Source organism: Stenotrophomonas sp. GD03930 (assembly GCF_029839665.1).
Classification (GTDB): Bacteria; Pseudomonadota; Gammaproteobacteria; order Xanthomonadales; family Xanthomonadaceae; genus Stenotrophomonas; species Stenotrophomonas forensis.
In genome coordinates, this window is sequence record NZ_JAOCAV010000001.1 from 1,926,412 (window position 1) to 1,951,371 (window position 24,960).

Below are 24,960 nucleotides of genomic sequence, written 5' to 3' on the forward strand. Positions count from 1 at the left end.
GCCACGCGGCTACCGTGTCCACGCGGCATCACTGCCGCAGGGGATCTCCATGGCCGCAACATCGCAACGGCTGGGCCTGCCCGCGTTGACCGCACTGGTGGTCGGCTCGATGGTCGGTGCTGGCATCTTCTCCTTGCCACAGAACGTCGCGCGCAGCGCCGGCCCGGCCGCCGCACTGATCGGCTGGGCGGTGAGTGGCGCCGGCATGCTGATGCTGGCCTTCGTGTTCCAGGCGCTGGCCAACCGCCGGCCGGACCTGGATACCGGCATCTACGCGTATGCGCGCGAGGGCTTCGGCAACTACATCGGTTTCTCTGCGGCGTGGGGCTACTGGGTCGCCTCCGTGCTTGGCAACGCCAGCTTCTTCGTGCTGATCTTCAGTGGCCTCGGCCACTTCATGCCGGTCTTCGGTGAAGGCAACACGCCGGCCGCGGTCGCAGCGTCGTCCGTGCTGCTGTGGACCGTACATCTACTGGTGCTGCGTGGCCTGCGCACCGCGGCCATCGTCAATGGCCTGGTGACCGTGGCCAAACTGCTGCCGATCGCGCTGTTCCTGGTGCTCGCGGCAGGCGCATTCCGCCTCGATGTGTTCCGCGCGGATTTCCTCGGCACGCCTGCACTCGGCGACCTCGGCCAGCAGCTGCGCGGCATGATGCTGGTCACCGTGTGGGTGTTCATCGGCATCGAGGGCGCCAGCATCTACTCGCGGCGTGCCGCCCGCCGCGCCGACGTCGGCCGCGCCACGGTGATCGGCTTCCTCGGTGTCTGGCTGCTGCTGGTACTGGTCAGCCTGCTGTCGATGGGCGTGCTGTCGCAGGCTGAACTGGCCGGGCTGCCCAATCCTTCGATGGCCTACGTGCTGCGTGCCATCGTCGGCGAGTGGGGGGCCACGGTGATCATCATCGGTTCGATCATTTCCGTACTCGGTGCGCTGCTGGCCTGGGTGCTGCTGTGTGCCGAAGTGCTGTATGCCGCAGCGGGCGACGGCACCATGCCGGCGTTCCTGGGCCGCGAAAACGCACGCGGCGTGCCCGCCAACGCGCTCTGGTTGAGCAACGGCCTGATCCAGCTGTTCCTGCTGCTGGTGCTGGTCAATGCGGGCAGCTACACCGGGCTGGTGCTGCTGGCCGCGTCGATGAGCCTGGTGCCGTATTTCCTGTCCACCGCGTTCGGCGTGCAACTGGCCTGGCGCGGGCACGCCTACGCAGGCGAGCCGGGCGTGCGCTGGCGCGATTTCGGCGTCGCACTGCTGGCCAGTGCCTATGCGCTGTGGCTGGTGTATGCCGGCGGCCTCGACAACCTGCTGCTGTCGGTACTGCTGTACGTACCCGGCGTGGTGTTGTTCGCGCTGACCCGGCGCCAGCGCGGCGAGCGGGTGTTCACGCGTTGGGAGTGGGTGCTGTTCGCTGCGATTCTGCTGGTGGCGATTGCCACGCTGGTGGCGTTCTCGAAGGGCCAGCTGACGCTGTAGAGCCGAGCATGGGCCCGGCTCTACAACGGGCGTTCCGGCAACATGCCGATGTCCTGCATCCAGCGCTCGGCCAGGTGGGGCCATGCGGCGACCGGTGCATCCTGCCTGCGCAGGCCGAACGCATGGCCGCCGCGTGCGAACAGGTGCATTTCCACCGGCACGCCGGCATCGATCAAGGCACGGTAGTAGGCCAGCGATTCGCGCACGTCATCGGTAAGGTCGTCGGTGGCCTGCGCGATGAACGTTGGCGGCACCTTGTCATCCACGACGATGTCCTTGACCAGCGACAGCCCCTTGCCGTGCCCTGCCCACAGGTGCCCGGAATACATGACCATCGCGAAATCGGGCCGGCTCGGCTGTGCATCGGCCGCATCGATCGGCGTGTAGCTGCGCTGCGCATGCGTGCTCAGGCCAGCCACCACATGGCCACCCGCGGAAAAGCCGATCACGCCGATGCGTTTCGGGTCGATCTTCCAGCGCGCGGCCTGCGCACGCAGCATTCCCATTGCACGCTGTGCATCCTGCAGCGCCATCGGCACCGATGGGATATCGCGGCAGTTGCAGTCCCGGTCCCAGTTCGGTCCCGACGCCGGCACGCGATACTTGAGCAACGCACAGGTGATGCCCTGCGTGGTCAGCCATTGGCAGATCTCGCTGCCTTCCAGATCCATCGCAAGCACGCGGTAGCCACCGCCCGGCACCACCATCACTGCAGCGCCGTTGCCTGGCTCCCTCGGCGGAAACACGGTGAGGGTCGGCACCGCCACGTTCTGCAGCATCATCCAGCGTTCGCCACTGGCTTCGGAAATCGCCTCACTGAGCTGCTCGGGTCCCTTCAGTTTCGGCGGCACCGCCGCCTTGCCATGCGGCCACAACGGCAGCTCCGTGGCGCCCTGCGGCGGGTGCCAGGTGGGAGGTTCAGCTTTCGCCGAGGCGAACGGCAGCACCACAAGCAGCAGCGAGCCCAGCAACAGGAGTGCGCGCACGATCAACATCCTTGGTCGATGACGCTGCATTGTAAGAGTCGAGCTTGCTCGACTGTCGTGGCCGATCAACAGAGCAGTCGAGCGAGCTCGACTCTACCCGGCGCAAAAAAAAACCTGCATCTCGCGATGCAGGTTTTTCAAAGTGGCGCCCGAAGTTGGACTCGAACCAACGACCCCCTGATTAACAGTCAAGTGCTCTAACCGGCTGAGCTATTCGGGCAGACGACTAGTATAACCACTCTTCACGCGCGATGGTAGGGGTGATTGGCAATCATCGCCGCAGCACGGTACAGCTGCTCGGCCACCACCAGCCGCACCAGCATGTGCGGCAGCGTCAGGGGCCCGATCGACCACTTCTCATCGGCCAATGCCGAGACTTCAGGCGAATGCCCTTCCGGGCCGCCGATCAGGAAGGCCAGGTCCCTGCCCTGCCCACGCCAATGTTCCAGGCGCTGCGCCAGCTGTTCGGAACTGAGCTGGCGACCCGGCACGTCGAGCGCGACCACGTACGCATTCTTCGGCAATGCAGCGATCACCCGCTTGCCTTCGTCTTCGGTGGCGCGGCGCGGATCGCGGCCCTTGCCACGCAGGCCAGGCTCGATTTCCACCAGCTCGAACGGCAGCCAGTGCGACAGCCGCTTCTGGTACTCGGCAAACCCCTGCGCGACCCAGCTGGGTGCGCGTTCACCGGTGGCGATCAGGCGCGCTTTCATCTATGGCATCTCCAAAACGTCGACGGCGCCATCGGCGCCGTCGAAGGGTGCAGCACTGCGTGGCTCAGGCCACTTCGTCGTCGCTGGGCGGCGGCTGGTCGCCAACCGTCCACAGCCGTTCAAGCGCGTAGAACTCGCGCACGCGCGGCAGCATCACGTGGACGATGACGTCACCCAGATCAACCAGCACCCACTCGGCTTCGCGCTCGCCTTCCACGCCCAGCGGCATCACGTCGATGTTCTTGGCGAAACGCACGACTTCGTCGGCAATCGACTTGACGTGGCGGGTCGAAGTACCCGAAACGACGATCATGTAATCGGCAACGCTGGACCGGCCGCGCACGTCGATCTCGACCAGGTCCTTGGCCTTCAGGTCTTCGGTGGCTTGGCGGACGCTGGCCAGCAGTTCCGGCACGGACGGCGGCGGGCTGGGCAGATCGACCTTGATGGTCTGGGGCTGGGTCTGGTTGCTCAAAGTGGATCGACTCGATAAACGTGGGGGCGATTATACGGGCAAGCCGCAGCTGCGGCATTCACGGCGTGGAGGGGCGGTACAGCCCGTGGACGGCAACGTAGTCGGCCACGGCGGGCGGCAGCAGCGCACGCCAGGGCCCGCCGGAGGCGATCTGCGAGCGCACTGCGCTGGCTGATTCGTCACGCAGTGGGTGGTGCAGGCGCAGGATGCGGCCGGCCGGGCTGGCGAACAGCGCCTGTTCGTTGTCGGCCCAGCGCCCTTCCAGGGCACGGCCCAGCGCGCCGTCAACCGAGGCCCGCAGCGGGCTGCCCGGGCGTTCGGCCACCACGAAATGGGCCAGCCCGAACAGGGCCTCCCATTCGTGCCAGCTGGGCAGGCCCAGCAGGCTGTCGGCACCGACCAGCCAGGCCAGCGGCCGGCTCGGCCCCAGTTCGGCGCGCAGCTCGCGCAGGGTATCGACGGTGTAGGACGGGCGACCGGGGAAACGCGCCGCACGGTCCAGCTCGCGGCGGTCCAGCAGCAGGCCGGGCTCGTCGCCAATGGCCAGCGACAGCATGGTGCAGCGCTGCTCGGCGGTCGCACCGGGTACCGCGCGATGCGGCGGGTCGGCCGCCGGCAGCATGCGCACCGCCACCTGCAGTTCATCGCGGGCGGCACGCGCGATCGCCAGGTGCCCGAGGTGCACCGGATCGAAGGTGCCCCCGTAATAGATCCGCAGGCTCATCGCTCAGGCCCGCGCCAGCAGGCGCACCGCACGCGGTTCGGCCACGGCCACCAGCAGGCGCTCCAGCGCCAGCCAGGCATCGCCGTCGGCCCGCCCCTTGGCGATGCGGTCGACCAGCCCGGCTTCGGCCACGAAACGCTCCCAGCGCTTGCCTTCCGGGTGGCGCTGCAGCGCACGCTTGTACGGCGCCTGCCGCGACTCCCAGATGCCCCGCGACTTCATTTCGGCGGCCAGGTTGCCGCCCCGCGCCTGCACCCGGGCCAGGCCGGCACCGGCCAGCAGCTCGCGGATCACCATCGGCATCAGTGCGGCCACCGCTTCGCCTTCGCCGCGCAGGCCGGCCAGCATGCGCAGCACCGCCGGCGGCTGGCCGGAGAACGTCGCCTCCAGCAGCCGGAACACGTCGTAGCGGGCGGCATCGGCCACCAGCGATTCCATCCGTTCCACATCCAGCGGCTGGCCATCGGCCAGCAATGCCAGCTTGTCGATCTCCTGGGCAGCGGCCAGCAGGTTGCCTTCCACCCGCTCGGCCAATCGCTGCACGGCGGCCGGGTCGGCCCGCAGGCCCTTGCCACGCAGGCGGCGCTCGATCCAGTCCGGCAGCTCGTGCGGCTTGATCGCCCAGGCCACCGACAGCACGCCGATGCGGTTGACCGCCTCGGCCCACTTGCCCTGGTGGGCCTTGCTCCATTCGTTGGCGGTGATCATCAGCACCACGTCCGGCGCCGGGTTGGCGCAGAACTGGCTGATCACCTCGGCGCCGTCCTTGCCCGGCTTGCCGCTGGGCAGGCGCACCTCGACCAGGCGACGGGCGCTGAACAGGCTCGGCGCATTGAAGCTGGCGTCAAGCTGGTTCCAGTCGAAATCGCGGCCATCGGCGTCGAACACCTCGCGCTCGCCGATCCCGGCACTGCGCGCACGCGCGCGGATGGCGTCGGCCGCCTCCAGCACGCGCAGCGTCTCCGGGCCGGCAATCAGATAGACCGGCGCCAGTGCAACATCAGCGCCCTGGCTGGCCAGCTGCTCCGGACGCAGTTCCATCTTCGCTGCTCAGTGCTTGGCTGCGGGAACCGGCTCGGCCGGCACCGCGCCTTCGACGGGCTTGGCCTTCGGTGCCGACAGGCTGCCCCCCTTCTCAAGCTCGGCGCGGACCACGCTGTCGATGCGGCGGATGATTGATGCGGACATTTCCCGGCGCAGCTCATCGGCCAGGATCTCGCGCTCGGTGGTGGTACCGGTGGCGTCGGTCGGCGGCGACACGTAGTCACGCGACAACTCGATCACCTGCTGCGGCACCAGCTCGCTGCCGTCTTCGCGACGGAAGATGAAGATCACCGCGTAACGCAGGCTGTACTCCTGCGCACGGCCCTGCGAATCAATGGCGATCGGCAGGTCGCCCCAGCGTTCGGACAGCACCTGCAGCTGGGCACTGGGCTCCTTGCTGTCCTCGTCGGCCAGCTTGGCACCGGAGGCGAGCAGGCTGCGGTTGAGCAGCTTGACCAGTTCGCTGTACGGCGCGGTGGAGACTACCTTCACCGGCGCGGTGTCGGTCGGCAGCATCAGCTTGCTGCGCAGATGGAAACCGCAGCCGGCAAGGCCGAGGGCAAGAACGAGGGCAAGCAGGATTCGGGTCATGTAGACAGTCTGGCGGAGCCGGGCGATCACGGCAACACACAGCCTGCCCGAAGCCGCGTGAATGCAGGGCCAGCAAATGCATGGCCCTGCACCGGAATGGCACCGGCCACCACGCAGGTGGCCGGTGCGGGGTACATCAGGCGGCGACGATGTTCACGATCTTGCCCGGAACGATGATGATCTTGCGCACCGTCAGGCCTTCCAGGAACTTGGCCGCGTTGGGCTCGGCCAGGGCCAGTGCTTCGACCTGCTCGCGCGCGGCATCGGCCGCCACCTCGATGGTGCCACGCAGCTTGCCGTTGACCTGTACGGCCAGGGTCAGCGCATCGCGCACCAGCGCACCGGCATCGGCCTGCGGGAACGGCTGGTCTTCCAGCAGCGTCTCGCCATGGCCCAGCACCTGCCACAGGGCATGGCTGGCGTGCGGGGTGATCGGGTTCAGCAGCAGCACGATGGCCTGCAGCGCCTCCTGGCGCACCGCACGGCCCTGCCCGCTGCCGTCCTCGAACTTGGCCAGCGCGTTCATCAGCTCCATCACTGCGGCAATGGCGGTGTTGAAGCTGTGGCGGCGGCCATAGTCATCGCCGACCTTGCCAATGGTTTCATGGGTCTTGCGGCGCAGCGCCTTCTGGCTGGCATCCAGCGCGGCCGCGTCCAGCGCCGGGGCGGCACCGTCGGCAGCGTGCTTCTGCACCTGGGCCCACAGGCGGCGCAGGAAGCGGGCCATGCCATCCACGCCGGCCTCGTTCCACTCCAGCGACTGCTCGGGCGGCGCGGCGAACATCGAGAACAGGCGCACGGTGTCGGCGCCGTACTTGCCGACCATGGCCTGCGGGTCCACGCCGTTGTTCTTCGACTTGGACATCTTCTCGGTGCCACCGACCACCACCGGCTGGCCGTCGGCGATCAGGGTGGCGCCGGTGATGCGGCCGCGTTCATCGCGCTGCACTTCCACATCGGCCGGGTTGATCCAGTCCTTCGAGCCGTCCGGGTTCGGGCGGTAGTAGGTCTCGGCGATCACCATGCCCTGGCACAGCAGGTTGCGCGCCGGTTCGTTGCTGTCGACCATCCGCGCGTCGCGCAGCAGCTTGTGGTAGAAGCGGAAATACATCAGGTGCAGGATCGCGTGCTCGATGCCGCCGATGTACTGGTCGACCGGCAGCCAGTAGTTGCCGCGCTTGTCGACGGCATCACGCGCACCCGGCGAAGTGTAGCGGGCGTAGTACCAGCTCGACTCCATGAAGGTGTCGAAGGTATCGGTTTCGCGCTCGGCCGCACCGCCGCACTCCGGGCAGGTGGTCTTGCGCCATTCCGGGTCGGTCTTGATCGGCGAACCGGTGCCCGAGAACGCCACGTCTTCCGGCAGCACCACCGGCAGCTGCTCTTCCGGCACCGGCACTGCACCGCACTTGGCGCAGTAGATCACCGGAATCGGGCAGCCCCAGTAGCGCTGGCGGCTCACGCCCCAGTCGCGCAGGCGGTAGTTGACGCGGCGCTGGCCCTGGGCCTTGCGCTCGAAACGCTCGGCCAGTGCTTCGAAGGCACCCTGGAAGTCCAGGCCGTCGAACTCGGCCGAGTTGACCAGTTCGGTCTGCCGGCTCTTGTCGCTGTACCAGTCCTGCCAGCGGCTGCCGTCCCAGCTGCGCTCTTCTTCGCTGCGCGCATCCTTCAGCGCGATCACCTGCTTGATCGGCAGGCCATACTTGTTGGCCACTTCGTTGTCGCGCTGGTCATGGCCCGGGACGGCCATCACCGCGCCGGTGCCGTAGCCCATCAGCACGAAGTTGGCGACCCAGACCGGCACCTGCTCGCCGGTGACCGGGTGCAGGGCACGCAGGCCGGTGTCCATGCCGCGCTTTTCCTGGGTTTCCAGTTCAGCCTCGGACACGCCGCCCTGCTTCAGGTCGGCCAGCATCGCCGCCAGTTCCGGATTGTTCTTCGCCGCGTGCAGCGCCAGCGGGTGCTCGGCGGCGATCGACACGAAGGTCACGCCCATCACGGTGTCCGGGCGGGTGGTGAACACGCGCAGCGGATCCAGCACACCGCCGTCCACGTCACGCACATCGAACTGGATCTCCAGGCCTTCGGAACGGCCGATCCAGTTGCGCTGCATGGTCTTGACCGATTCCGGCCAGCCCTCCAGCTCATCCAGGCCGTCCAGCAGTTCCTGGGCGTAGTCGGTGATGCGCAGGAACCACTGTGGGATCTCGCGCTTCTCGACCAGGGCACCGGAACGCCAGCCGCGGCCGTCGATCACCTGCTCGTTGGCCAGCACGGTCTGGTCGACCGGGTCCCAGTTCACCACCGCGTTGCGGCGGTAGGCCAGGCCCTTGCGCATCAGCCGGGTGAACATGCGCTGCTCGTGGACGTAGTAGTCCGGACGGCAGGTGGCAAACTCGCGCGACCAGTCGATGGCATAGCCCAGCGACTGCAGCTGGCTGCGCATGTGGTCGATGTTCTTGTAGGTCCACGCCGCCGGCGCGGTCTTGTTCTTGATCGCGGCATTTTCCGCCGGCAGGCCGAACGCGTCCCAGCCCATGGGCTGCAGCACGTTGTGCCCGGTCATGCGCTTGTAGCGGCTGATCACGTCACCGATGGTGTAATTGCGCACGTGCCCCATGTGCAGCGCACCGGACGGGTACGGAAGCATCGACAGGCAGTAGTACTTCGGCTTGTCCGAAGTCTCGTCGACCTCGAAGGCACGGGTGGCATCCCAGAAGCTCTGGGCGGCGGATTCAACCTGCTGCGGGTCGTAGGCGTTGGTTTCAGCGCTGGTCATGGAACACGCGGATGCGGCGGCAAAGCGGTACAGCGTACCGCAGTGCGGCAAACGTCTCCAATCCTGACTGCCGCCCGCAGGCGCCGCCCACGCGTGGAGACCGTCTCAGCGAGCCCGCGACAGAGGCAGGGCCAGGGCCAGCCAGACCGCCCAGCAGGCGAAAGCCACGCGTTGCGCCAGCGGTGCCGGCAGCACGCCCTGCAGGGCAAAGGCCGCCATTGCCGCCAGTACGGCACAGATGACCGCCACCCCACCGAGGGCCTTGCCAGGACCCTGGCGCAGGTGGGAGATGCCCAGCAACAGGGCGCCGGCAACAAATCCCAGCACCCAGACCATCCAGGCGCTGGCGTGCAGCTGGCTGGCCGGTCCATGCAGGTCATCCACGTCCAGCGGCAGCAGCCCCATCGCCGCAAAGGCCAGGCCGGCCAGCAGCAGCATCTGGCTGCCCACCCGCGGCGCCCAGCCGGCCGTGGCCGGAAGGCGGCGGCGCAGGCACTCGGCGACCACCGTGGCCAGCACGCCGGGCAGCACGAAGCCCAGCAGATTGAACCCCAGCGCATGCGGCACGCCCTGTGCGCCCAGCAGGGCCACCGGGTGGCGCGCCTGCGCGTAGCCGTCCAGCGCCGCGCCGAAGCCCACCACGGCCAGGACGAAGATGGCTGCAGCAAGCAGCCCCCACCAACGATCACGCCGGAGCACGGACATCGCGCGGATTCACCAAGAAGCGGAAGACCGGCCATTGTCGCGGCAACGATGCGGAGCGCCAAGCGGCGGCACATTTCAGAATCATTCGATATCCGCGCCGGCATGCTGCGCGCGATGCTCGGGGCATGGCAGTCCCGCCATGCAGGGAGACCTCCCATGATCCATCGCATCCTCGTCGCCGGCGCGCTCAGCCTGGGCCTGGCCGCCACCGCTCACGCCGGCGAGTTCCAGTGCTCGGCCTGGATCGGCGCACCCAGCGCCACGGCACCGCCGAGCAGCAACTTCTTCGGAGGCCCCATAATCAAGGCGTCCGACGCCCGCACCGCGGCCGAGCTGTATCAGGCCCGCATCTCCGAAACGACGCTGCCGCTGAAGACCGGGCGCTGGATCGTGCATCACGTCCGCTGCGATCAGCTGAAGTAACGGCCGGCGCATCGAGGGCAGGCCCCGCGCCTGCCCTCTCCTGCCGGGAATGGCCATGGTTCAGGGCGCCATCAAGGGTTGAGTCTGACATTGATCGTCACCATAGAATCGGTCTCCAGATGCCAGACGATGCCTCCCCCATGACCGAGACGACCTACGTATTCGACGCTACCACCGCGACCTTCGAGGCCGAAGTCCTGCAGAAGTCGCTGCAGACGCCGGTGCTGGTCGATTTCTGGGCCACCTGGTGCGGGCCGTGCAAGACCCTCGGCCCGATGCTGGAAAAGCTGGCGGCCGAGTACAACGGCGCCTTCGAGCTGGCCAAGGTCGACGTCGACAAGGAACAGCAGATCGCGGCGGCGTTCCAGATCCGCTCGGTACCGACCGTGTTCCTGGTCAAGGGTGGCCAGCTGGTGGACGGCTTCCCCGGCGCGATTCCGGAAGGCCAGCTGCGCGAGTTCCTGGCCCAGCACGGGATCGTGCCCGCCGATATCGGCGACGCCATCGCCGAGGACGCAGCACCGCTGGACCCGCAGGCGCAGGTGGACGTGCTGCGCGCGCAGATCGCCGCCGAGCCGGACAAGGATGAACTCAAGCTCGACTTGGCCATGGCCCTGCTGCAGATCGGCGGCGTGGATGAAGCCGGCACGCTGATCGACGGCCTGCCCGCCAACCTCGCCACCGATGACCGCGCCGTCCGTGCCCGTGCCCGCCTGTCCTTCGCGGCCGCGCTGAAGGACGCCCCTGCGGCTGAAGTGCTGGACGCGCGCATCGCCACCGACGGCAATGACCTCAAGGCCCGCCACCTGCGGGGGGTACAGCTGCTGCTCGGCGGCCATGACGAGGCCGCACTGGCCCAGTTCCTGGAAATGCTGCGGATCGATCGCAGCTTCGAGGAAGGGTTGCCGCGCAAGGCCCTGATCGACGCCTTCAATGTGATCTCCGACGAGGACCTCGTTGGCCAGTACCGCCGCAGGATGGCCTCTCTGCTGTTCTGAACGGGAGCCCCCTTCGTTCAGAATCCCTGCACTGAACGCGGGCAATAATGCGCGAGATGGCGGCCGTTCGGCCGCCACGATCCGTTCGGGGGGATGAGGTCGGGGCCATCGGGTCTTGCAGCTGCACCCCCGCATTGCCGGGATTGCAAACTGTGACCTTCGTCCGCTCGCTGTCGTTCGCCAAGCGCTTCCAGGGCGCCCTGCTGTGTGCCCTTCTCCTCCTGCTGCTGCCAGGCGTGGCCGGCGCCCAGGACTGGAATTACCGGGTCCGTCCCGGCGATACACTGTGGGATCTGGGCGGCCTGTACCTGAAGCCCTCGGTACGCTGGCAACAGCTGCAACAGCACAACCGCATCGACAATCCCTATCGGTTGCCGCCCGGCCAGCTGCTGCGCTTCCCGATCAGCTGGCTGCGTACCGAGCCCGCACCGGCCCGCGTGCTGTCGGTTCGCGGCAAGGTCGAGCTGTCCGGCGCCGATGGCAGCGCCACGCGCGCGATCCTGGCGGGCGAGCAGCTGCGTATCGGTGACACCGTGCAGACCGAGGGCGAATCCAGCGTCACCCTCGAGTTCGCTGACGCTTCGCGCCTGCAGCTGCGTGAGTACTCGCGCCTGCGCCTGGACCAGCTCAGCCGCTATGGCCACACCGGCATGGTGGACACCCGCCTGCGCCTGCAGCAGGGCCGCGCCAGCAACCGGGTCACGCCCGCCCGTGGCCCGGCATCGCGCTACATCATCGATGCGCCCACCGCGACCAGCAGCGTGCGCGGCACCGTGTTCCGGGTCAGCGCCGGCGACGCCGGCCAGGTCGGTGCGACCGAAGTCCTGCAGGGCAAGGTGCAGGTTGGCAACACCCACGGGCAGCGCCTGGTCCGGCCGGGCCAGGCCACGCTCAGCGGCAGCGCCGACGCCGCACCGGACGCGGTCTCCCCGCTGCTGCCGGCACCGCAGCTGCGCAGCGACGAACTGCGCCTGGCGCCGCTGCCGACGCTGCTGGCGTGGGCGCCGGTCACCGGCGCCGCGCACTACCGCGTGGAAGTGGTGCAGGCAGCCACACCGGAAATCCTCCTGTTCGCTGCCACCACCACCGATACCCGCCTGGCCATCGGCGACCTGCCGCCCGGCCAGCTGCGCGTCCTGCTGCGCGCGGTCGATGCGCAGGGCGTGGAAGGCCTCGACGCCAGCGCCGATTTCGAACTCAGCGACCAGCCGCCACCGCCGATCACCGTATCGCCGCTGCACGGGCAGACGGTCAACAGCGACCGCCCGCGCTTCCGCTGGAGCCAGGCCCCCGGCGCGCGCAGCAGTGTGCTGCAGATCGCCTCCGAGCCCACGTTCCGGCAGCCACTACAGGAACAGGCGACCCATGGCACCGACCTGCGCCTGGCGCAGTCCCTGCCGCCAGGCCAGTACTTCTGGCGCGTCGCGTCGCGCGATGGCAATGGCCACCAGGGCCGCTACGGCCAGGCACTGCCACTGCAGCTGAGCAATGAACCGGTCGACCCGGCGCTGCAACCGCCGGAAGCGGCCCATGGTGAGCTGACCCTGCGCTGGCAGGCCGGCAGCGAAGGCCAGCGCTACCGGGTGCAGGTCGATCGCCATGGCGACTTCAAGGCACCGCTGGTCGACGAAACCGTGGCCGAGCCGCAGGTCAGTTTCAAGCGGCCGTGGAGCGGCACCCTGCATGTGCGCGTGCAGTACATCGACGACGACGGCCATGCCGGCGAGTTTTCGCCCGCCCAGCAGATCAAGCTGGCGTGCCGCCTGTGCTACGGCGCCGGCGGCGGCGCCGTGCTGCTCTGGTTGCTGTTGTGAGGCGTTCGCCACTGCCGTGGAGCAAACGGATCGCACTGGCCCTGCTGGCCGGTGTGCTGACCGTGCTGGCCAGCCAGGGCCAATGGCTGTGGCGGCAGGACGAGAGCGCCTACGACGCACTGGTCGGTGGCTGGGATTACCGCCCCGACCCCAGCGTGCTGATCGTGGCCATCGACGAAGGCAGCCTGCAACGCATCGGCCAGTGGCCCTGGCCGCGCTCGATACACGCGCGCCTGCTGGACCGTCTGACCGATGCTGGTGCCGAGCGCGTCGCCCTGGACCTGGTGCTGTCCGAACCGGATCGGCGCGACAGCCGCCAGGACGATGCGCTGGCGGCGGCCATCCGCCGCAATGGCCGGGTGGTGCTGCCGGTACTGGCCGCGCCCGCCGCGGGTGACCGCATGGCCGAGGAAATGCTGCCGATCCCGCAGATCGCGGCCAGCGCTGCAGCCATCGGCCACACCGATGTCGAAGTGGATGGCGACGGTGTCGCCCGCGGCCTCTACCTGCACGCCGGCATCGGCCAGCCACATTGGCCGGCGCTGGGCCTGGCGTTGGCCGGCCTGCCGGCGGGCGCCGTGCACGGCCTGCCCGACCCCGACCCCGGAGTCGGCTCGCCCTATCAATGGCGACGCGACGACTATGTGCGCGTGCGCTACGCCGGCCCGCCGGAGCGGTTGCCGCAGGTGTCCTACGCCGACGTGCTCGATGGCCACGTCGACATGGCGATGCTGCAGGGCCGCCGCATCGTGGTCGGCATGACCGCCAGTGGCATCGCGCCGCGCCTGCTGACACCAACCACCCGCGAATTCTGGATGAGCGGCAGCGAGTACCAGGCCAACATCGCTTCGATGCTGCTGCAGCACAAGCAGATCGATGTACTGCCCTCGGCATGGCAACAGGCCATCAGCGCGGTGCTGGTCGCACTGTGCGTCCTCCTGCTCGGCCTGCGCCTGCCCTGGCTTGCGGCGCTGGCGTCGTTGCCGGCGGCCCCATTGCTGAGCTGGTTGCTGCTGCGCAGCAGCGATCTGTGGTGGGCGCCGGCCACCGCGATGCTGGGCATTCTATTGGTGCTTCTGGCCTGGGCGATCTGGCGGATCTCGGCCTGGCACCGCCAGGCCAACCGCGATGCGCTGACCGGCCTGGGCAATCGCCTGCGCTTCGAGCAGTCGCTGCAGCAGGAATGCGACGCCGCGCGGCGCAGTGGCAAGCCGCTGAGCCTGGCGTTGATCGACGTGGACCATTTCAAGCGTCACAACGACCTCCACGGCCACCAGGTGGGTGATCGCGTGCTGCGCGATGTCGCCCGCCTGATCGGCGCGCATGCGCGGCGCCCGCGCGACATGGCCGCACGCTACGGCGGCGACGAATTCGCGCTGGTGCTGCCGGATACACCGGCCGAGGGCGCGCTCCTGGTGATCGACGACCTGATCGCCTGCGTACGGGCACTGCCGTCCCCGGGTGATGGCGGCGGCGAGCGGGTCACCCTCACCATCGGTGTGTTCACCCGCGTGCCGGACGGAGAACTGCAACCGCATCATTTCGTCGAAGGCGCCGACACCGCCCTGTACCAGGCCAAGGCCAATGGCCGCGACGGGTTTGTGATCGACGGCGCGTGAGGCACCATGTGCACTCTGCCTGTAGAGTCGAGCTTGCTCGACTGCGCGCCCATCATTCGAGCGGCCAACAACACCATGCGAATGGATACTCCCCCAGGGTTGATGCCAGACCCGCACGTACAGGGTTGGCCATGACATACAGCGCTTGTTGCCGGACATCCTCCTCATTCCGGATCAGGTGATCGTAGTAGCCCCGCTGCCACACCGGGCGTCCTTCACCGGAGTGCGCGTTGACCGCGTTCGCCACCCTGGACTTGAGTGATTGCATGCAACGGCCAAGCGTACCTTCGCGCAACTGCAGAACCCAGTGCAGATGATCCGGCATCACCACCCAAGCCAATGACCGCGTGATCCCCTTGCAGTCGCTGCCTCGCAGCTCATCAGTCAAGGCATCCACGCATCGCGGGTCTGCAAAGACGCGTTGGCGTCCGGCAGTGACAGTGGTGACTACGTAGAAGCATCCGACCGTGGAGCATTGGCCGCGCAACAAGGCTGGACTGGGCATACGGGCAGCATGGACCGCGGTTCACGGCCATACCTATCAGGAGACCCCGAAATGGCGATCAGACATTGTCTGAACTCGTTCGATTGAGGCCCGCTGGAAGCAGTCGAGCAAGCTCGACTCTACTCTCGCCTGCCGTCACGCCAGAATCGCGATGATCCGTCAGCTGGTGCAACATACGCATGCGAATGGTTAGACTGTAGACCTCGCCCTGCGCCCCCGGACCCGCATGAACGCCCGCCTGTTCCGCTTCGGCATCAATCTCTGGCCGCCGTTCCTGTTCACCGGCATCCACGTCACCCGGGTCTCGCCGGACTACCGACAGATCGACGTCGAACTGCGCATGCGGCCCTGGAACCGCAACTACGTCGGCACCCACTTCGGCGGCAGCCTGTTCGCGATGACCGATCCGTTCTGGATGCTCGGCCTGCTGCACATCCTCGGCCGCGACTACTACGTGTGGGACCGCGCCGGTGCGATCGATTTTCTCAAGCCCGGCCGCGGCACCGTGCGAACCTCGTTCCGCATCGATGACGCGCTGCTGGACGAGCTGCGTGCCGAAGCGGCCAGCGGCGAGAAGGTGCTGCGCTGGTTCAGCAACGACGTGGTTGATGAAAGCGGTGAAGTGGTCGCGCAGGTGCGCAAGCAGGTCTACCTGCGGCTGAAGCCACACGCACGCTGAGCGTCAGTCGCGCGCCGTTGCCCCCGTGGCGGGCGAAGCCTGCAGCGGTACCGAAAGCCAGGGGCTGTCGGCAACGCTGCGCGACGGGGAGCGGCGTGGCACCTGCAGGCGGCTGCCATCGGCCGACAACTGCGGGGCGCGCACCGGCGAGCGGAACTGTTCCGGCAGGCGCTGCAGCGCGTCTGCCGGGTCATCCGCCTGCTGCCGCAGCCAGCGCTGCGCCCCAAGCAGCCGCAGCATCGCAGCGGCGTCCTGGGTGCGCGACGAATAGGCGGGATAGGCCGGTGCGGCGATATCCGTCAGCACGCAACCCATGATGTTCGACAGGCAACCGAAGTCACGCTGTGGCGGCGCCGACACGGGCAACGGACGATCCGCCTCCAGTGCCGCCGTTGCCGCCGCGCCGCAGGCCCAACCGATATTACCGGCCACGCGTGCCAGGGTGCTGCTGCGGTCCAGTACCAGTACGCCGCCGAATTCCCTCGCTGAGGTTTCGATCGCCGCCTGGCTCATCGCGTACTCGCCCTGCATCGCCCGGCACAGGCTCTGCTCGTCGGTCCGCATCGGCTGCATCGCCAGCGCGCATTCCGCGGGCAGCGGGTGGTCGGCTGGAAGTTCAACCAGCATGTCGGCCAGCAGTTGTGCATTGGCCTGGACCAGGCTGGCCCCGACGATGCTCTCGACCAGATAGCTGCCCCCGGGCACCAGCCGGCGCCCCAGCTGCAGCCCCAGGCAACTGCCGCGCAGGGCGCCATCAACATCGCCCTGTACGTAGGCCAGCGCGCGGGCGCTGGTGGCATCCATCACCAGGCCATAGGTCGGCAGGGGCACCTGGATGCCTTCGCCCTTCGGCTGGAACGGCGACACGAAGTGGTCCGCCTCGGCCAGCTGGTCCAGGCGCGCATGCAGCAGCTGGTGACCGGCGTGGGCTTCGGCAAACCGCTGCGGATCGGCGCGCACCTGCGCCAGGCAGCCGCTGGCGGCCGGGCCGCAGCTGGCGGATGGGCGCGAATGCAAGCCGCCGGGGGCGCTGGCCAGCTGGGGCTGTGTGACGTTATTGCCGTGCGGGTCGGCGTCCCAGCGCCGCACGTCTTCGGCCAGCGCCTGCTCGCGCTGGCGGGCATCCAGGCCGTCAACGCCGAGCGTCCACAACTGCGCATAGCCATTGCGGCCGGGTGCCGGCAGGCGGGTCTCCAGCCGCTGCTGCGCCTGCAGCCGCGATTCGGGGATGGGCCACATGCGCGAGGCACACCACACGACGATGGCCAGCACCAGCAGGCCCAGCAGGGTCCAACCCAACCCACGCAGTATCTTCAACACAGCGTCCCTTCCATGTGCCGTTGCCGCAGTTGATTGCCCAGCGTAATCGACCCGCGGTGACCGCTACAATGCGCGCATGTCGCTCGAAGCCCCCGCCCTGGTTCCCCGCCCCTCCCTGCAGCGCCTGTTCCTGACCGGGCTGCTGACCCTGCTGCCGATCTGGCTGACCTGGGTCGTGGTCAAGTTCGTGTTCGTGCTGCTGTCGGGTATTTCCAGCCCGCTGGTGGTACCGCTGTCCGAGCAGATCGCGACCAGCTTCCCGCACTACCTCGGCTGGGTGCGCGCCGAATGGATCCAGGACACCATCGCCCTGCTGGCCACGTTGCTGGTGATCCTGGCGGTGGGCGTGGCCAGTCGCCGTGTACTCGGCCAGCGCCTGCTGCGCTGGGTCGGGGCGATCATCAAGCGCATTCCGCTGGCCAGCATCATCTACGACAGCGCCAAGAAGCTGCTGGACATGCTGCAGACCGAGCCGGGCAGCACCCAGCGCGTGGTGCTGATCGACTTTCCGCACCGTGACATGAAGTCGGTCGGGCTGGTTACCCGTGTGATCAAGGAGCACGGCACCGACCGTGAACTGGCCGCGGTGTACGTGCCGACCACGCCGAACCCGACGTCGGGCTACCTGGAAATCGTGCCGGTGGAGCTGCTGACCCCGACCGACTGGACCGTCGACCAGGCGATGAGCTTCATCATTTCCGGCGGCGCCGTGGCGCCGTCCAGCGTGCCGTTCACCCGCGCCGGCGACCGCGCCGAATGACCCCGGCGCCGATCGAGCGCCCACTGCAGGACCGCGCGGTCCTGCTGTTCATCGTGCTGGCCGCGTTCTTCTGCGGCAATGCGGTGCTGGCCGAGCTGATCGGGGTGAAGATCTTCGCCCTGGAAGACACGCTGGGGATCGATCCGCTGAACTGGAACCTGTTCGGCCAGACCGGTTCGCTGAGTTTCACCGCCGGCACCCTGTTGTGGCCGGTGGTGTTCATCATGACCGACACCATCAACGAGTTCTTCGGCAAGCGCGGCGTGCGCTTCATCTCGTGGCTGGCGGTGGTGCTGATCGGCTACGGCTTCCTGTTCGCCTTTGCGGCCATTTCGCTGGCGCCGGCCAGCTGGTGGGTCACTTCGATGGACGGCCACGGCGTACCCGACTACCAGGCGGCGTTCGCCGCCGTGTTCGGCCAGGGCATGTGGACCATCGCCGGCTCGCTGGTCGCGTTCCTGCTTGGCCAGCTGATCGACGTGGCGGTGTTCCACCGCATCCGCCAGGCCACCGGCGAACGCCACGTGTGGCTGCGCGCGACCGGCTCGACTGCGATCTCACAGGTGGTGGACAGCTTCGTGGTGATCTGGATCGCCTTCGTGCTCGGCCCGCAGCACTGGCCGACGTCGCTGTTCCTGGCGGTGTCCAGCGTCAACTACATCTACAAGATGGGCTTTGCGATCGCCTTGATCCCCCTGCTGTACCTGATGCGACGTGCGATTACCCGCTACCTGGGCGTTGAACGCGCCGCCGCATTGCGCGCCGCCGCTGCTGCTGACTGAAGCCCCAGCGAACGCCAGCTGACTGCGCCTTCACGCTGGCCGTACGCGGCCGGATCGTGCAAGCTCCACGGTCTGTGTTCCACGGAAGCTCCTGATGCCGCATCCCACCCGCGTCCTGGCCGCCGCCATCGCCGCGTTTTTCCTGTTCAGTGCCGTACCGTCGGCCGAAGCAGCGAAGAAGAAGGCCAGCCGCCCTGCCGCCGCGCAGACCCGCCAGGCGGCCAAGCCCAAGGCCAAGCCCGCCCGCGCCACCGCGCCGGCCCGTGGCAGTTCGGCGCGCCGCGCCACGCCGCGTCCGGTCGCGCCGGCCCGGGCCGTACCCAAGCAGGTACAGTTGGAGCGCCTGTACGACGAGTACTGGGATGCCTCGATGCGGTTGAATCCGCTGCAGGCGACCTTCCAGGGCGAAGCCCGCTACAACGACCAGCTGCCCAACATCCTGTCTGCCGCATGGCGCCAGCAATCGCACGACTTCACCACCGAGTGGCTGGGCAAGGTCGAGAAACTCGGCAGCGACGGCCTGCAGGGCCAGGACCTGCTCAGCTACGAGATCTTCGTTCGCGATGCGCGCGCCTCGCTGGCCGCCGAGCGCTACCCGAGCTGGATGATGCCGATCAGCCAGTACTACAACATCGGCAGCATCATGGCGATCCTCGGTGCCGGTGCCGGCGCGCAGCCGTTCAACACCGTGCAGGACTACGACACCTGGTCTCGCCGTTCGCTGGGCATTCCCGAGCTGTTCGACCAGGCCATCGACAACATGCGCCAGGGCATGAAGGCCGGCGTGGTGCAGCCACGCGACCTGATGGAAAAGGTATTGCCGCAGCTGGATGCGGTGATCAAGCCGACCGCCGAAGAGAGCATCTTCTGGTCGCCGATCCGCACCATGCCCAACACCATCGCGGCCGAGGACAAGGCGCGCATCAGCGCCGAATACAAGCGCATGATCGAGCTGCGCATCATGCCGGCCTACCGCGCCCTGCGCGGCTTCATCGCCACCGAGTACCTGCCGGCCACGCGTGCCAGCAGTGGCCTGGGCGCGCTGCCCGATGGCCAGGCCTGGTACGCCAACCTGATCGTGCAGACCACCGCCAGCGACCAGACCGCCGCGCAGCTGCATGCGCTGGGCGAACAACGCGTGCAGGAACTGCAGGCCCAGATCGCCACGGTGATGAAGGATGCCAAGCTGCGTGGCAGCCCCACCAAGCTGCTGCGCAGCATGCGCAACGACCGCCAGTTCCAGTACGGCGATGCCAACGCGCTGATCAACCGCTACCGCCAGGTGCAGCTGCAGGTCAACGCACGCCTGCCGCAGGTGCTGGATACGTTGCCGAAGGCACCGCTTGAGGTGCGCGCGGTGGAACCGGAGCGGGCGCTGACTGCCGCTGCCGCCGCGTACCAGCCGGCATTGCCCGGGCAGTCCGCCGTGCTGTACGTGAACACCCGCGACCTGGCCAGCCGCAAACGCTGGAACGTGCCGGTGCAGTACCTGCATGAGGCGATCCCCGGCCATCACGTGCAGCTGGGCCTGCAGCAGGAACTGGCCAAGCTGCCGCGCTTCCGCCGCCTCGGTGGCGATCTCGCCTTCGTCGAAGGCTGGGGCCTGTACGCCGAAACGCTGGGCGAAGACCTCGGCATCTACACCGATCCCTACGACCGCATCGGCTACCTGTACTCGCGCCTGCTGCGTGCCGCGCGCGTGGTGGCCGATACCGGCGTGAACGCACAGGGCTGGAGCAAGCAGCAGGCCGTGGCCTACCTGCAGAAGACGGTCGACATGAGCAGCGATGACGCCAATGCCGAAGTCGAGCGGATCATGGCCCAGCCCGGACAGGCCCTCTCCAACGTGGCTGGCCTGACCACCATCGTGGCCCTGCGCGACAAGGCCAGGGCCCGCCAGGGAGCCGCCTTCGACCTGCGTCGCTTCCACGCCGAACTGCTGAAGGACGGCTCGATGCCGCTGGACGTGCTGGACCGCAAGATGGAACGCTGGATGGCCGAGCCGGCCAGTGCCACGCCCGCCCCTTCACCCTGACCCGACCGGAGCCCTCATGCGCCCTGCCGTCGTCCTGCTCGTCGCCGTGCTGGGCCTGCTACCCCCAGCCAGCTCCGCCGCCCCGGTGCTGACCCCACCGGATGCGGGTATCGACGGCCTGATGCAGGCCTATGACGGCCAGGTGCCCGGCGCCGCGGTGCTGGTCCTGCATGACGGGCAGCCGGTATTCCGTCGCGGCTACGGGCTGGCGGTGGTGGAAGACGGCACCCCGGTCACCGCGGCCAGCAACTTCCGGCTGGCCTCGGTCAGCAAGCAGTTCACCGCCGCGGCGGTGCTGCTGCTGGTGGAGGACGGCCGGCTCGGGCTGGACCAGACCGCCCGCCAGTGGCTGCCCGAACTGCCACCGGCTGCCGCCGCCATCACCATCCGCCAGCTGCTGTCGCATACCAGCGGCCTGCTCGACTACGAAGACCTGATGGACCCGGCCGACCCGCGGCAGGTGCACGATGCCGACGTGCTGGCCCTGCTCTCGCGCGAAGACCGGTTGAACTTCACGCCCGGCACGCAGTACCGGTACAGCAACAGCGGCTACGCGCTGCTGGCACTGATCGCCGGACGCGCCTCGGGCCAGGATTTCGCAGCCTTCCTGCAGCAGCGCATCTTCCGCCCGTTGGGCATGGCCCATACCGTGGCCCACCAGGACGGTGTCGACACGATCGCCACGCGTGCCTATGGCTACAGCTGGCTCGATGGCCGCTGGCAGCGCACCGACCAGAGCACCACCAGCGCCGTACTCGGCGATGGCGGCATCTATTCCTCGCTGGACGACCTGGCCCGCTGGGATGCGGCGCTGTATGACGACCGCCTGTTGTCCAAGGCCTCGCGCCGCGCGATGTTCAGCCCGGCCACCACGACCACCGAACCTGACGTGCCGCACTACGGCTTCGGCTGGCGCCTGAATGGCGCTGTGCAATGGCACAGCGGCGAAAGCATCGGCTTCCGCAACGTGATCGTTCGCCACCCGGAAAAGCACCTGACCGTGATCGTGCTGACCAACCGCAACGACCCCGAACCCTATCCGCTGGCGCTGAAGATCGCCCAGCGCTGGCTGGACACTCTGCAATGACGGCTGCTTCCGACGCCCTGCTGGGCATTCACCACGCCGCGCTGATCTGCAGCGACTACGCGCGCTCGAAGGACTTCTACGTGCGCATCCTTGGCCTGCGCGTGCTGGCCGAGAACCACCGTGCCGCGCGCGACTCCTGGAAGCTGGACCTGGCCCTGCCCGACGGCGGCCAGCTGGAACTGTTCTCGTTCCCCTCACCGCCGCCCCGGCCCAGCCGCCCCGAGGCCCAGGGCCTGCGCCACCTCGCGTTCCGGGTTGCCGCGCTGGAGCCGTTCATCCAGCATCTGGCGGCGCATGGCGTGGCCTGCGAGCCGATCCGCGTGGACGAATACACCGGCCGCCGCTTCACCTTCTTCGCCGACCCCGACGACCTGCCGCTGGAGCTGTACGAAGTCGGTTGAGCGTTTTTCAATCGTGATTCATCCATGCATGGCATGGATCTACGTGTCGACCAAGGTCGACACCCACCAAGAACAGGGCGTGCCATTCCGACAGATTGCGGAGACCTGCCGAAGGCGGGGTGGGTCCGGTTGCGGGGGTGTCCGCGGCATGGATGCCGCGGCCAAGCCCCCAGGGACGGGTTCACGGCGTCCCCCGCAACCGGACCCACCCCGCCATCCCACGGAATGCGTGCCTTTGCTTCGGCCGTTGCGGTTGCTGTTGCCTCTGCAGGTGCAGCGCGCAGCCCTGCAAAGCCCCCCCTTCCCCATACCCCGCCGAATGGGTATACAGTCGACCCGTACCGGCATCGTGCCGGAATGAACCCTGGGAGGGGACCATGCGCAAGACCTTCAAGACCCTGCTGCTGGCGCTGCCGCTGTGCCTGGCCGCGCTCTCGGCGCAGGCCGCCGACGGCGCCGCCGGCCGCTGGAAGACCATCGACGACAAGACCGGCAAGGTGAAGTCGATCGTCGAGATCACCCAGGCCGCCAATGGCACCCTGACCGGCAAGGTGGTCGACATCCTGCACTCGGACAAGGGTCCCAACCCGGTCTGCGACGGCTGTGAAGGCGCCAACAAGAACAAGCCGGTGAAGGGCATGACCATCCTCTGGAACCTGAAGGCCGACGGCGCCAACAAGTGGTCCGGTGGCACCATCCTCGACCCGGCCAACGGCAAGACCTACAAGTCGAAGATGGAACTGCAGCCGGGTGGCACCAAGCTGGACGTATCCGGCTGCATCGCCTTCATCTGCCGCGCGCAGACCTGGCAGCGCGAATAAGCGCCCTGACCCGCTTCACCCCCGTGACCCGGCCCCGGCCGGGTCACCTCGTTGCGGGCATGCGATACTCTGCGGTTCCCCTCGGCTTCACCCCGCGACCATGACCCGTACCGCGCTCGTCACCACCGCCCTGCCCTACGCCAACGGCCCGCTGCACCTGGGCCACCTGGTCGGCTACATCCAGGCCGACATCTGGGTGCGTGCGCGGCGAATGAGCGGCGGCAAGGCCTGGTTCGTCTGCGCCGACGACACCCATGGCACGCCGATCATGCTGGCTGCGGAAAAGGCCGGGGTCACCCCGGAAACCTTCATCGCCAACATCCAGGCCAGCCACGAGCGTGACTTCGCCGCCTTCGGCGTCGCCTTCGATCACTACGACTCGACCAACTCGGCGGCCAACCAGGCGCTGACCGAGCAGTTCTACCTGAAGCTGGAAGCGGCCGGCCACATCAGCCGTCGTTCGGTGGCGCAGTTCTACGACCCGGCCAAGGGGATGTTCCTGCCCGACCGCTACGTCAAGGGCATCTGCCCGAACTGCGGCAGCCCCGACCAGTACGGAGACAACTGCGAAGTGTGCGGCGCCACCTATGCGCCGACCGACCTGAAGGAGCCGCGTTCGGTCATTTCCGGTGCCACCCCGGAAATGCGCGATTCGGAGCACTTCTTCTTCGAGGTCGGCCACTTCGATGCGTTCCTGCGCGACTGGCTTGCCGGCGATGTCGCCCTGCCGGGCGTGAAGGCCAAGCTGGGTGAATGGCTCAATGCCGAAGGCGGCCTGCGCGCGTGGGACATCTCGCGCGATGCGCCGTACTTCGGTTTCCAGATTCCCGGCCAGCCGGGCAAGTACTTCTACGTCTGGCTGGACGCGCCGATCGGCTACCTGTCCAGCTTCCAGACCCTGTGCGGCAAGATCGGCGAAGACTTCGAATCGCACCTGCGTGCCGGCACCAGCACCGAGCTGCACCACTTCATCGGCAAGGACATCGTCAACTTCCACGGCCTGTTCTGGCCGGCGGTGCTGCACGGTACCGGCCATCGCGCGCCGACCCGCCTGCACGTCAACGGCTACCTGACCGTGGACGGCGCCAAGATGAGCAAGTCGCGCGGCACCTTCGTAATGGCCCGCACTTTCCTCGACGCTGGCCTGGAACCGGAAGCGCTGCGTTACTACTACGCGGCCAAGTCCGGCGGTGGCGTCGACGATCTCGACCTGAACCTGGGTGACTTCATTGCCCGCGTCAATGCCGACCTGGTCGGCAAGTTCGTCAACCTGGCCAGCCGCTGCGCCGGCTTCATCAGCAAGCGCTTCGACGGCCAGCTGGCCGCGCAGCTGCCCGATGCGGCGCAGTACCAGCGTTTCGTCGATGGCCTGGCGCCGATCCGCGAAGCGTACGAGCGCAACGACCCGGCTGCGGCGATCCGCCTGACCATGACCCTGGCCGACGAAGCCAACCGCTACATCGATGACGTCAAGCCGTGGGTGATCGCCAAGCAGGAAGGCGCCGATGCGCAGCTGCAGGCGGTCTGCAGCCAGGGCCTGAACCTGTTCCGCGTGCTGGTCACCGCACTGAAGCCGGTGCTGCCGGCCACCGCCGCGCAGGCCGAGGCCTTCCTGGCTGCGCCGGTGAACGACTGGACCGACCTGGTGCAGCCGCTGCTGGGCCACCGCATCACCGACTACACCCCGCTGTTCACCCGTATCGACCCGAAGAAGATTGACGCCATGATCGACGCCTCCAAGGACACCCTGCAGCCGGCCGCCGCTGCTGCCCCCGCCGCCAAGGCCGACGCCGCCAAACCGGCCGCACCGGCACCGGCGCCGGCCAAGGACGAAGCGAACAGCGCCGACGCGCCGGCCTACATCGGCATCGATGATTTCGCCAAGCTCGACCTGCGCATCGGCAAGGTGCTGGTGTGCGAATTCGTGGAAGGCTCGGACAAGCTGCTGCGCTTTGAACTGGATGCCGGCGAGCTGGGCAAGCGCCAGATCTTCTCCGGCATCCGCGGCAGCTACGGTGAGCCGGAAAAGCTGGTGGGCCGCAGCGTGGTGTTCATCGCCAACCTGGCCCCGCGCAAGATGCGCTTCGGCCTGAGCGAAGGCATGATCCTGTCGGCCGGCTTCGACGGCGGCGCGCTGGCGCTGCTGGACGCCGACAGCGGCGCACTGCCGGGCATGCCGGTCCGCTGATGCCTCAAGCGGGCGTGGCCACGGCCGCGCCCGCCGGCAG

23 protein-coding genes and 1 tRNA gene are annotated in these 24,960 nt (G+C 68.0%); 13 read left to right on the plus strand and 11 right to left on the minus strand.

The features are described from left to right. Positions 1 to 49: 49 nt before the first annotated feature. On the plus strand, positions 50 to 1,471 hold the full coding sequence (gene arcD, locus N5C18_RS08640; protein ID WP_279944321.1) for an arginine-ornithine antiporter: 1,422 nt from the start codon (positions 50 to 52) through the stop codon (positions 1,469 to 1,471). Positions 1,472 to 1,491: 20 nt separating this feature from the next. Here arcD and N5C18_RS08645 read toward each other — a convergent pair whose 3' ends face one another. The 9 genes from N5C18_RS08645 to N5C18_RS08685 all read right to left on the minus strand — a co-directional run bounded on the left by N5C18_RS08645 (position 1,492) and on the right by N5C18_RS08685 (position 9,488). Next, entirely contained in the window at positions 1,492 to 2,466 is a 975-nt protein-coding gene (locus N5C18_RS08645) for an alpha/beta hydrolase (RefSeq protein ID WP_279944322.1), read from the minus strand. 134 nt (positions 2,467 to 2,600) lie between these two features. Beyond that, positions 2,601 to 2,677 (minus strand) — tRNA-Asn (locus N5C18_RS08650). Positions 2,678 to 2,699: 22 nt separating this feature from the next. After that, positions 2,700 to 3,170, minus strand: coding sequence for a 23S rRNA (pseudouridine(1915)-N(3))-methyltransferase RlmH (rlmH, locus tag N5C18_RS08655; protein ID WP_005418108.1), 471 nt, complete (start codon positions 3,168 to 3,170; stop codon positions 2,700 to 2,702). Between the two features lie 64 nt (positions 3,171 to 3,234). Next, a complete protein-coding gene (rsfS, locus tag N5C18_RS08660; protein WP_008265938.1) occupies positions 3,235 to 3,645 on the minus strand; it encodes a ribosome silencing factor in 411 nt (136 codons plus the stop codon). A 58-nt stretch (positions 3,646 to 3,703) separates the two neighbouring features. Continuing rightward, positions 3,704 to 4,369 (minus strand): nicotinate-nucleotide adenylyltransferase, encoded by a 666-nt coding sequence (nadD, locus tag N5C18_RS08665; RefSeq protein ID WP_053450437.1) that lies wholly within the window; start codon positions 4,367 to 4,369, stop codon positions 3,704 to 3,706. 3 nt (positions 4,370 to 4,372) lie between these two features. Continuing rightward, positions 4,373 to 5,410 carry a DNA polymerase III subunit delta gene (gene holA / locus N5C18_RS08670; RefSeq protein WP_053450438.1) on the minus strand — a complete coding sequence of 346 codons (1,038 nt, stop codon included), beginning with the start codon at positions 5,408 to 5,410 and terminating at the stop codon, positions 4,373 to 4,375. Positions 5,411 to 5,419: 9 nt separating this feature from the next. Next, a complete protein-coding gene (lptE, locus tag N5C18_RS08675) occupies positions 5,420 to 6,004 on the minus strand; it encodes an LPS assembly lipoprotein LptE (protein WP_164087332.1) in 585 nt (194 codons plus the stop codon). A 136-nt stretch (positions 6,005 to 6,140) separates the two neighbouring features. Continuing rightward, positions 6,141 to 8,783, minus strand: coding sequence for a leucine--tRNA ligase (leuS, locus tag N5C18_RS08680; protein WP_053511525.1), 2,643 nt, complete (start codon positions 8,781 to 8,783; stop codon positions 6,141 to 6,143). A gap of 105 nt (positions 8,784 to 8,888) precedes the next feature. Beyond that, positions 8,889 to 9,488, minus strand: a complete 600-nt coding sequence (locus N5C18_RS08685) for a DUF998 domain-containing protein (protein ID WP_279944323.1) — start codon at positions 9,486 to 9,488, stop codon at positions 8,889 to 8,891. A 156-nt stretch (positions 9,489 to 9,644) separates the two neighbouring features. On the opposite strand from N5C18_RS08685, the gene N5C18_RS08690 reads away from it, so the two are divergent. From N5C18_RS08690 to N5C18_RS08705, 4 genes are all read left to right on the plus strand, one after another. Continuing rightward, positions 9,645 to 9,911 carry a hypothetical protein gene (locus N5C18_RS08690; RefSeq protein WP_279944324.1) on the plus strand — a complete coding sequence of 89 codons (267 nt, stop codon included), beginning with the start codon at positions 9,645 to 9,647 and terminating at the stop codon, positions 9,909 to 9,911. Positions 9,912 to 10,051: 140 nt separating this feature from the next. After that, a complete protein-coding gene (gene trxA, locus N5C18_RS08695; protein ID WP_053511519.1) occupies positions 10,052 to 10,909 on the plus strand; it encodes a thioredoxin in 858 nt (285 codons plus the stop codon). A gap of 152 nt (positions 10,910 to 11,061) precedes the next feature. Beyond that, positions 11,062 to 12,723: a FecR domain-containing protein gene (locus N5C18_RS08700; RefSeq protein ID WP_279944325.1), complete on the plus strand. Its 1,662-nt coding sequence runs from the start codon at positions 11,062 to 11,064 to the stop codon at positions 12,721 to 12,723. Continuing rightward, positions 12,720 to 14,342 (plus strand): CHASE2 domain-containing protein, encoded by a 1,623-nt coding sequence (locus tag N5C18_RS08705; RefSeq protein WP_279944326.1) that lies wholly within the window; start codon positions 12,720 to 12,722, stop codon positions 14,340 to 14,342. The genes N5C18_RS08700 and N5C18_RS08705 overlap by 4 nt, the downstream gene beginning before the upstream one ends. Before the next feature lie 52 nt (positions 14,343 to 14,394). Here N5C18_RS08705 and N5C18_RS08710 read toward each other — a convergent pair whose 3' ends face one another. After that, on the minus strand, positions 14,395 to 14,847 hold the full coding sequence (locus N5C18_RS08710) for a transposase (RefSeq protein WP_279944327.1): 453 nt from the start codon (positions 14,845 to 14,847) through the stop codon (positions 14,395 to 14,397). A gap of 226 nt (positions 14,848 to 15,073) precedes the next feature. Here N5C18_RS08710 and N5C18_RS08715 point away from each other — a divergent pair, with 226 nt between their 5' ends. Further along, complete coding sequence (locus tag N5C18_RS08715; protein ID WP_053511521.1) at positions 15,074 to 15,526, plus strand: DUF4442 domain-containing protein; 453 nt, start codon at positions 15,074 to 15,076, stop codon at positions 15,524 to 15,526. Positions 15,527 to 15,529: 3 nt separating this feature from the next. Here N5C18_RS08715 and N5C18_RS08720 read toward each other — a convergent pair whose 3' ends face one another. Further along, complete coding sequence (locus N5C18_RS08720; protein ID WP_053511522.1) at positions 15,530 to 16,846, minus strand: hypothetical protein; 1,317 nt, start codon at positions 16,844 to 16,846, stop codon at positions 15,530 to 15,532. Positions 16,847 to 16,922: 76 nt separating this feature from the next. Between N5C18_RS08720 and N5C18_RS08725 the strand changes: the two genes are divergently transcribed. The 7 genes from N5C18_RS08725 to metG all read left to right on the plus strand — a co-directional run bounded on the left by N5C18_RS08725 (position 16,923) and on the right by metG (position 24,920). Continuing rightward, positions 16,923 to 17,606 (plus strand): DUF502 domain-containing protein, encoded by a 684-nt coding sequence (locus N5C18_RS08725; protein ID WP_006460795.1) that lies wholly within the window; start codon positions 16,923 to 16,925, stop codon positions 17,604 to 17,606. After that, positions 17,603 to 18,388, plus strand: a complete 786-nt coding sequence (locus N5C18_RS08730) for a queuosine precursor transporter (RefSeq protein WP_053511523.1) — start codon at positions 17,603 to 17,605, stop codon at positions 18,386 to 18,388. The genes N5C18_RS08725 and N5C18_RS08730 overlap by 4 nt, the downstream gene beginning before the upstream one ends. A 94-nt stretch (positions 18,389 to 18,482) precedes the next feature. After that, the gene (locus tag N5C18_RS08735) at positions 18,483 to 20,423 is read left to right on the plus strand and encodes a DUF885 family protein (RefSeq protein WP_053511524.1); all 1,941 of its coding nucleotides are present in this window, start codon (positions 18,483 to 18,485) and stop codon (positions 20,421 to 20,423) included. A 16-nt stretch (positions 20,424 to 20,439) separates the two neighbouring features. Next, positions 20,440 to 21,510: a serine hydrolase domain-containing protein gene (locus N5C18_RS08740; RefSeq protein ID WP_164241999.1), complete on the plus strand. Its 1,071-nt coding sequence runs from the start codon at positions 20,440 to 20,442 to the stop codon at positions 21,508 to 21,510. Then, entirely contained in the window at positions 21,507 to 21,911 is a 405-nt protein-coding gene (locus N5C18_RS08745) for a VOC family protein (RefSeq protein WP_164087323.1), read from the plus strand. Before N5C18_RS08740 ends, N5C18_RS08745 begins: the two co-directional genes overlap by 4 nt. A 377-nt stretch (positions 21,912 to 22,288) precedes the next feature. Then, a complete protein-coding gene (locus N5C18_RS08750; RefSeq protein WP_006462411.1) occupies positions 22,289 to 22,732 on the plus strand; it encodes a DUF2147 domain-containing protein in 444 nt (147 codons plus the stop codon). A 100-nt stretch (positions 22,733 to 22,832) separates the two neighbouring features. Further along, positions 22,833 to 24,920, plus strand: coding sequence for a methionine--tRNA ligase (gene metG, locus N5C18_RS08755; protein ID WP_279944329.1), 2,088 nt, complete (start codon positions 22,833 to 22,835; stop codon positions 24,918 to 24,920). Positions 24,921 to 24,960 lie beyond the last annotated feature (40 nt).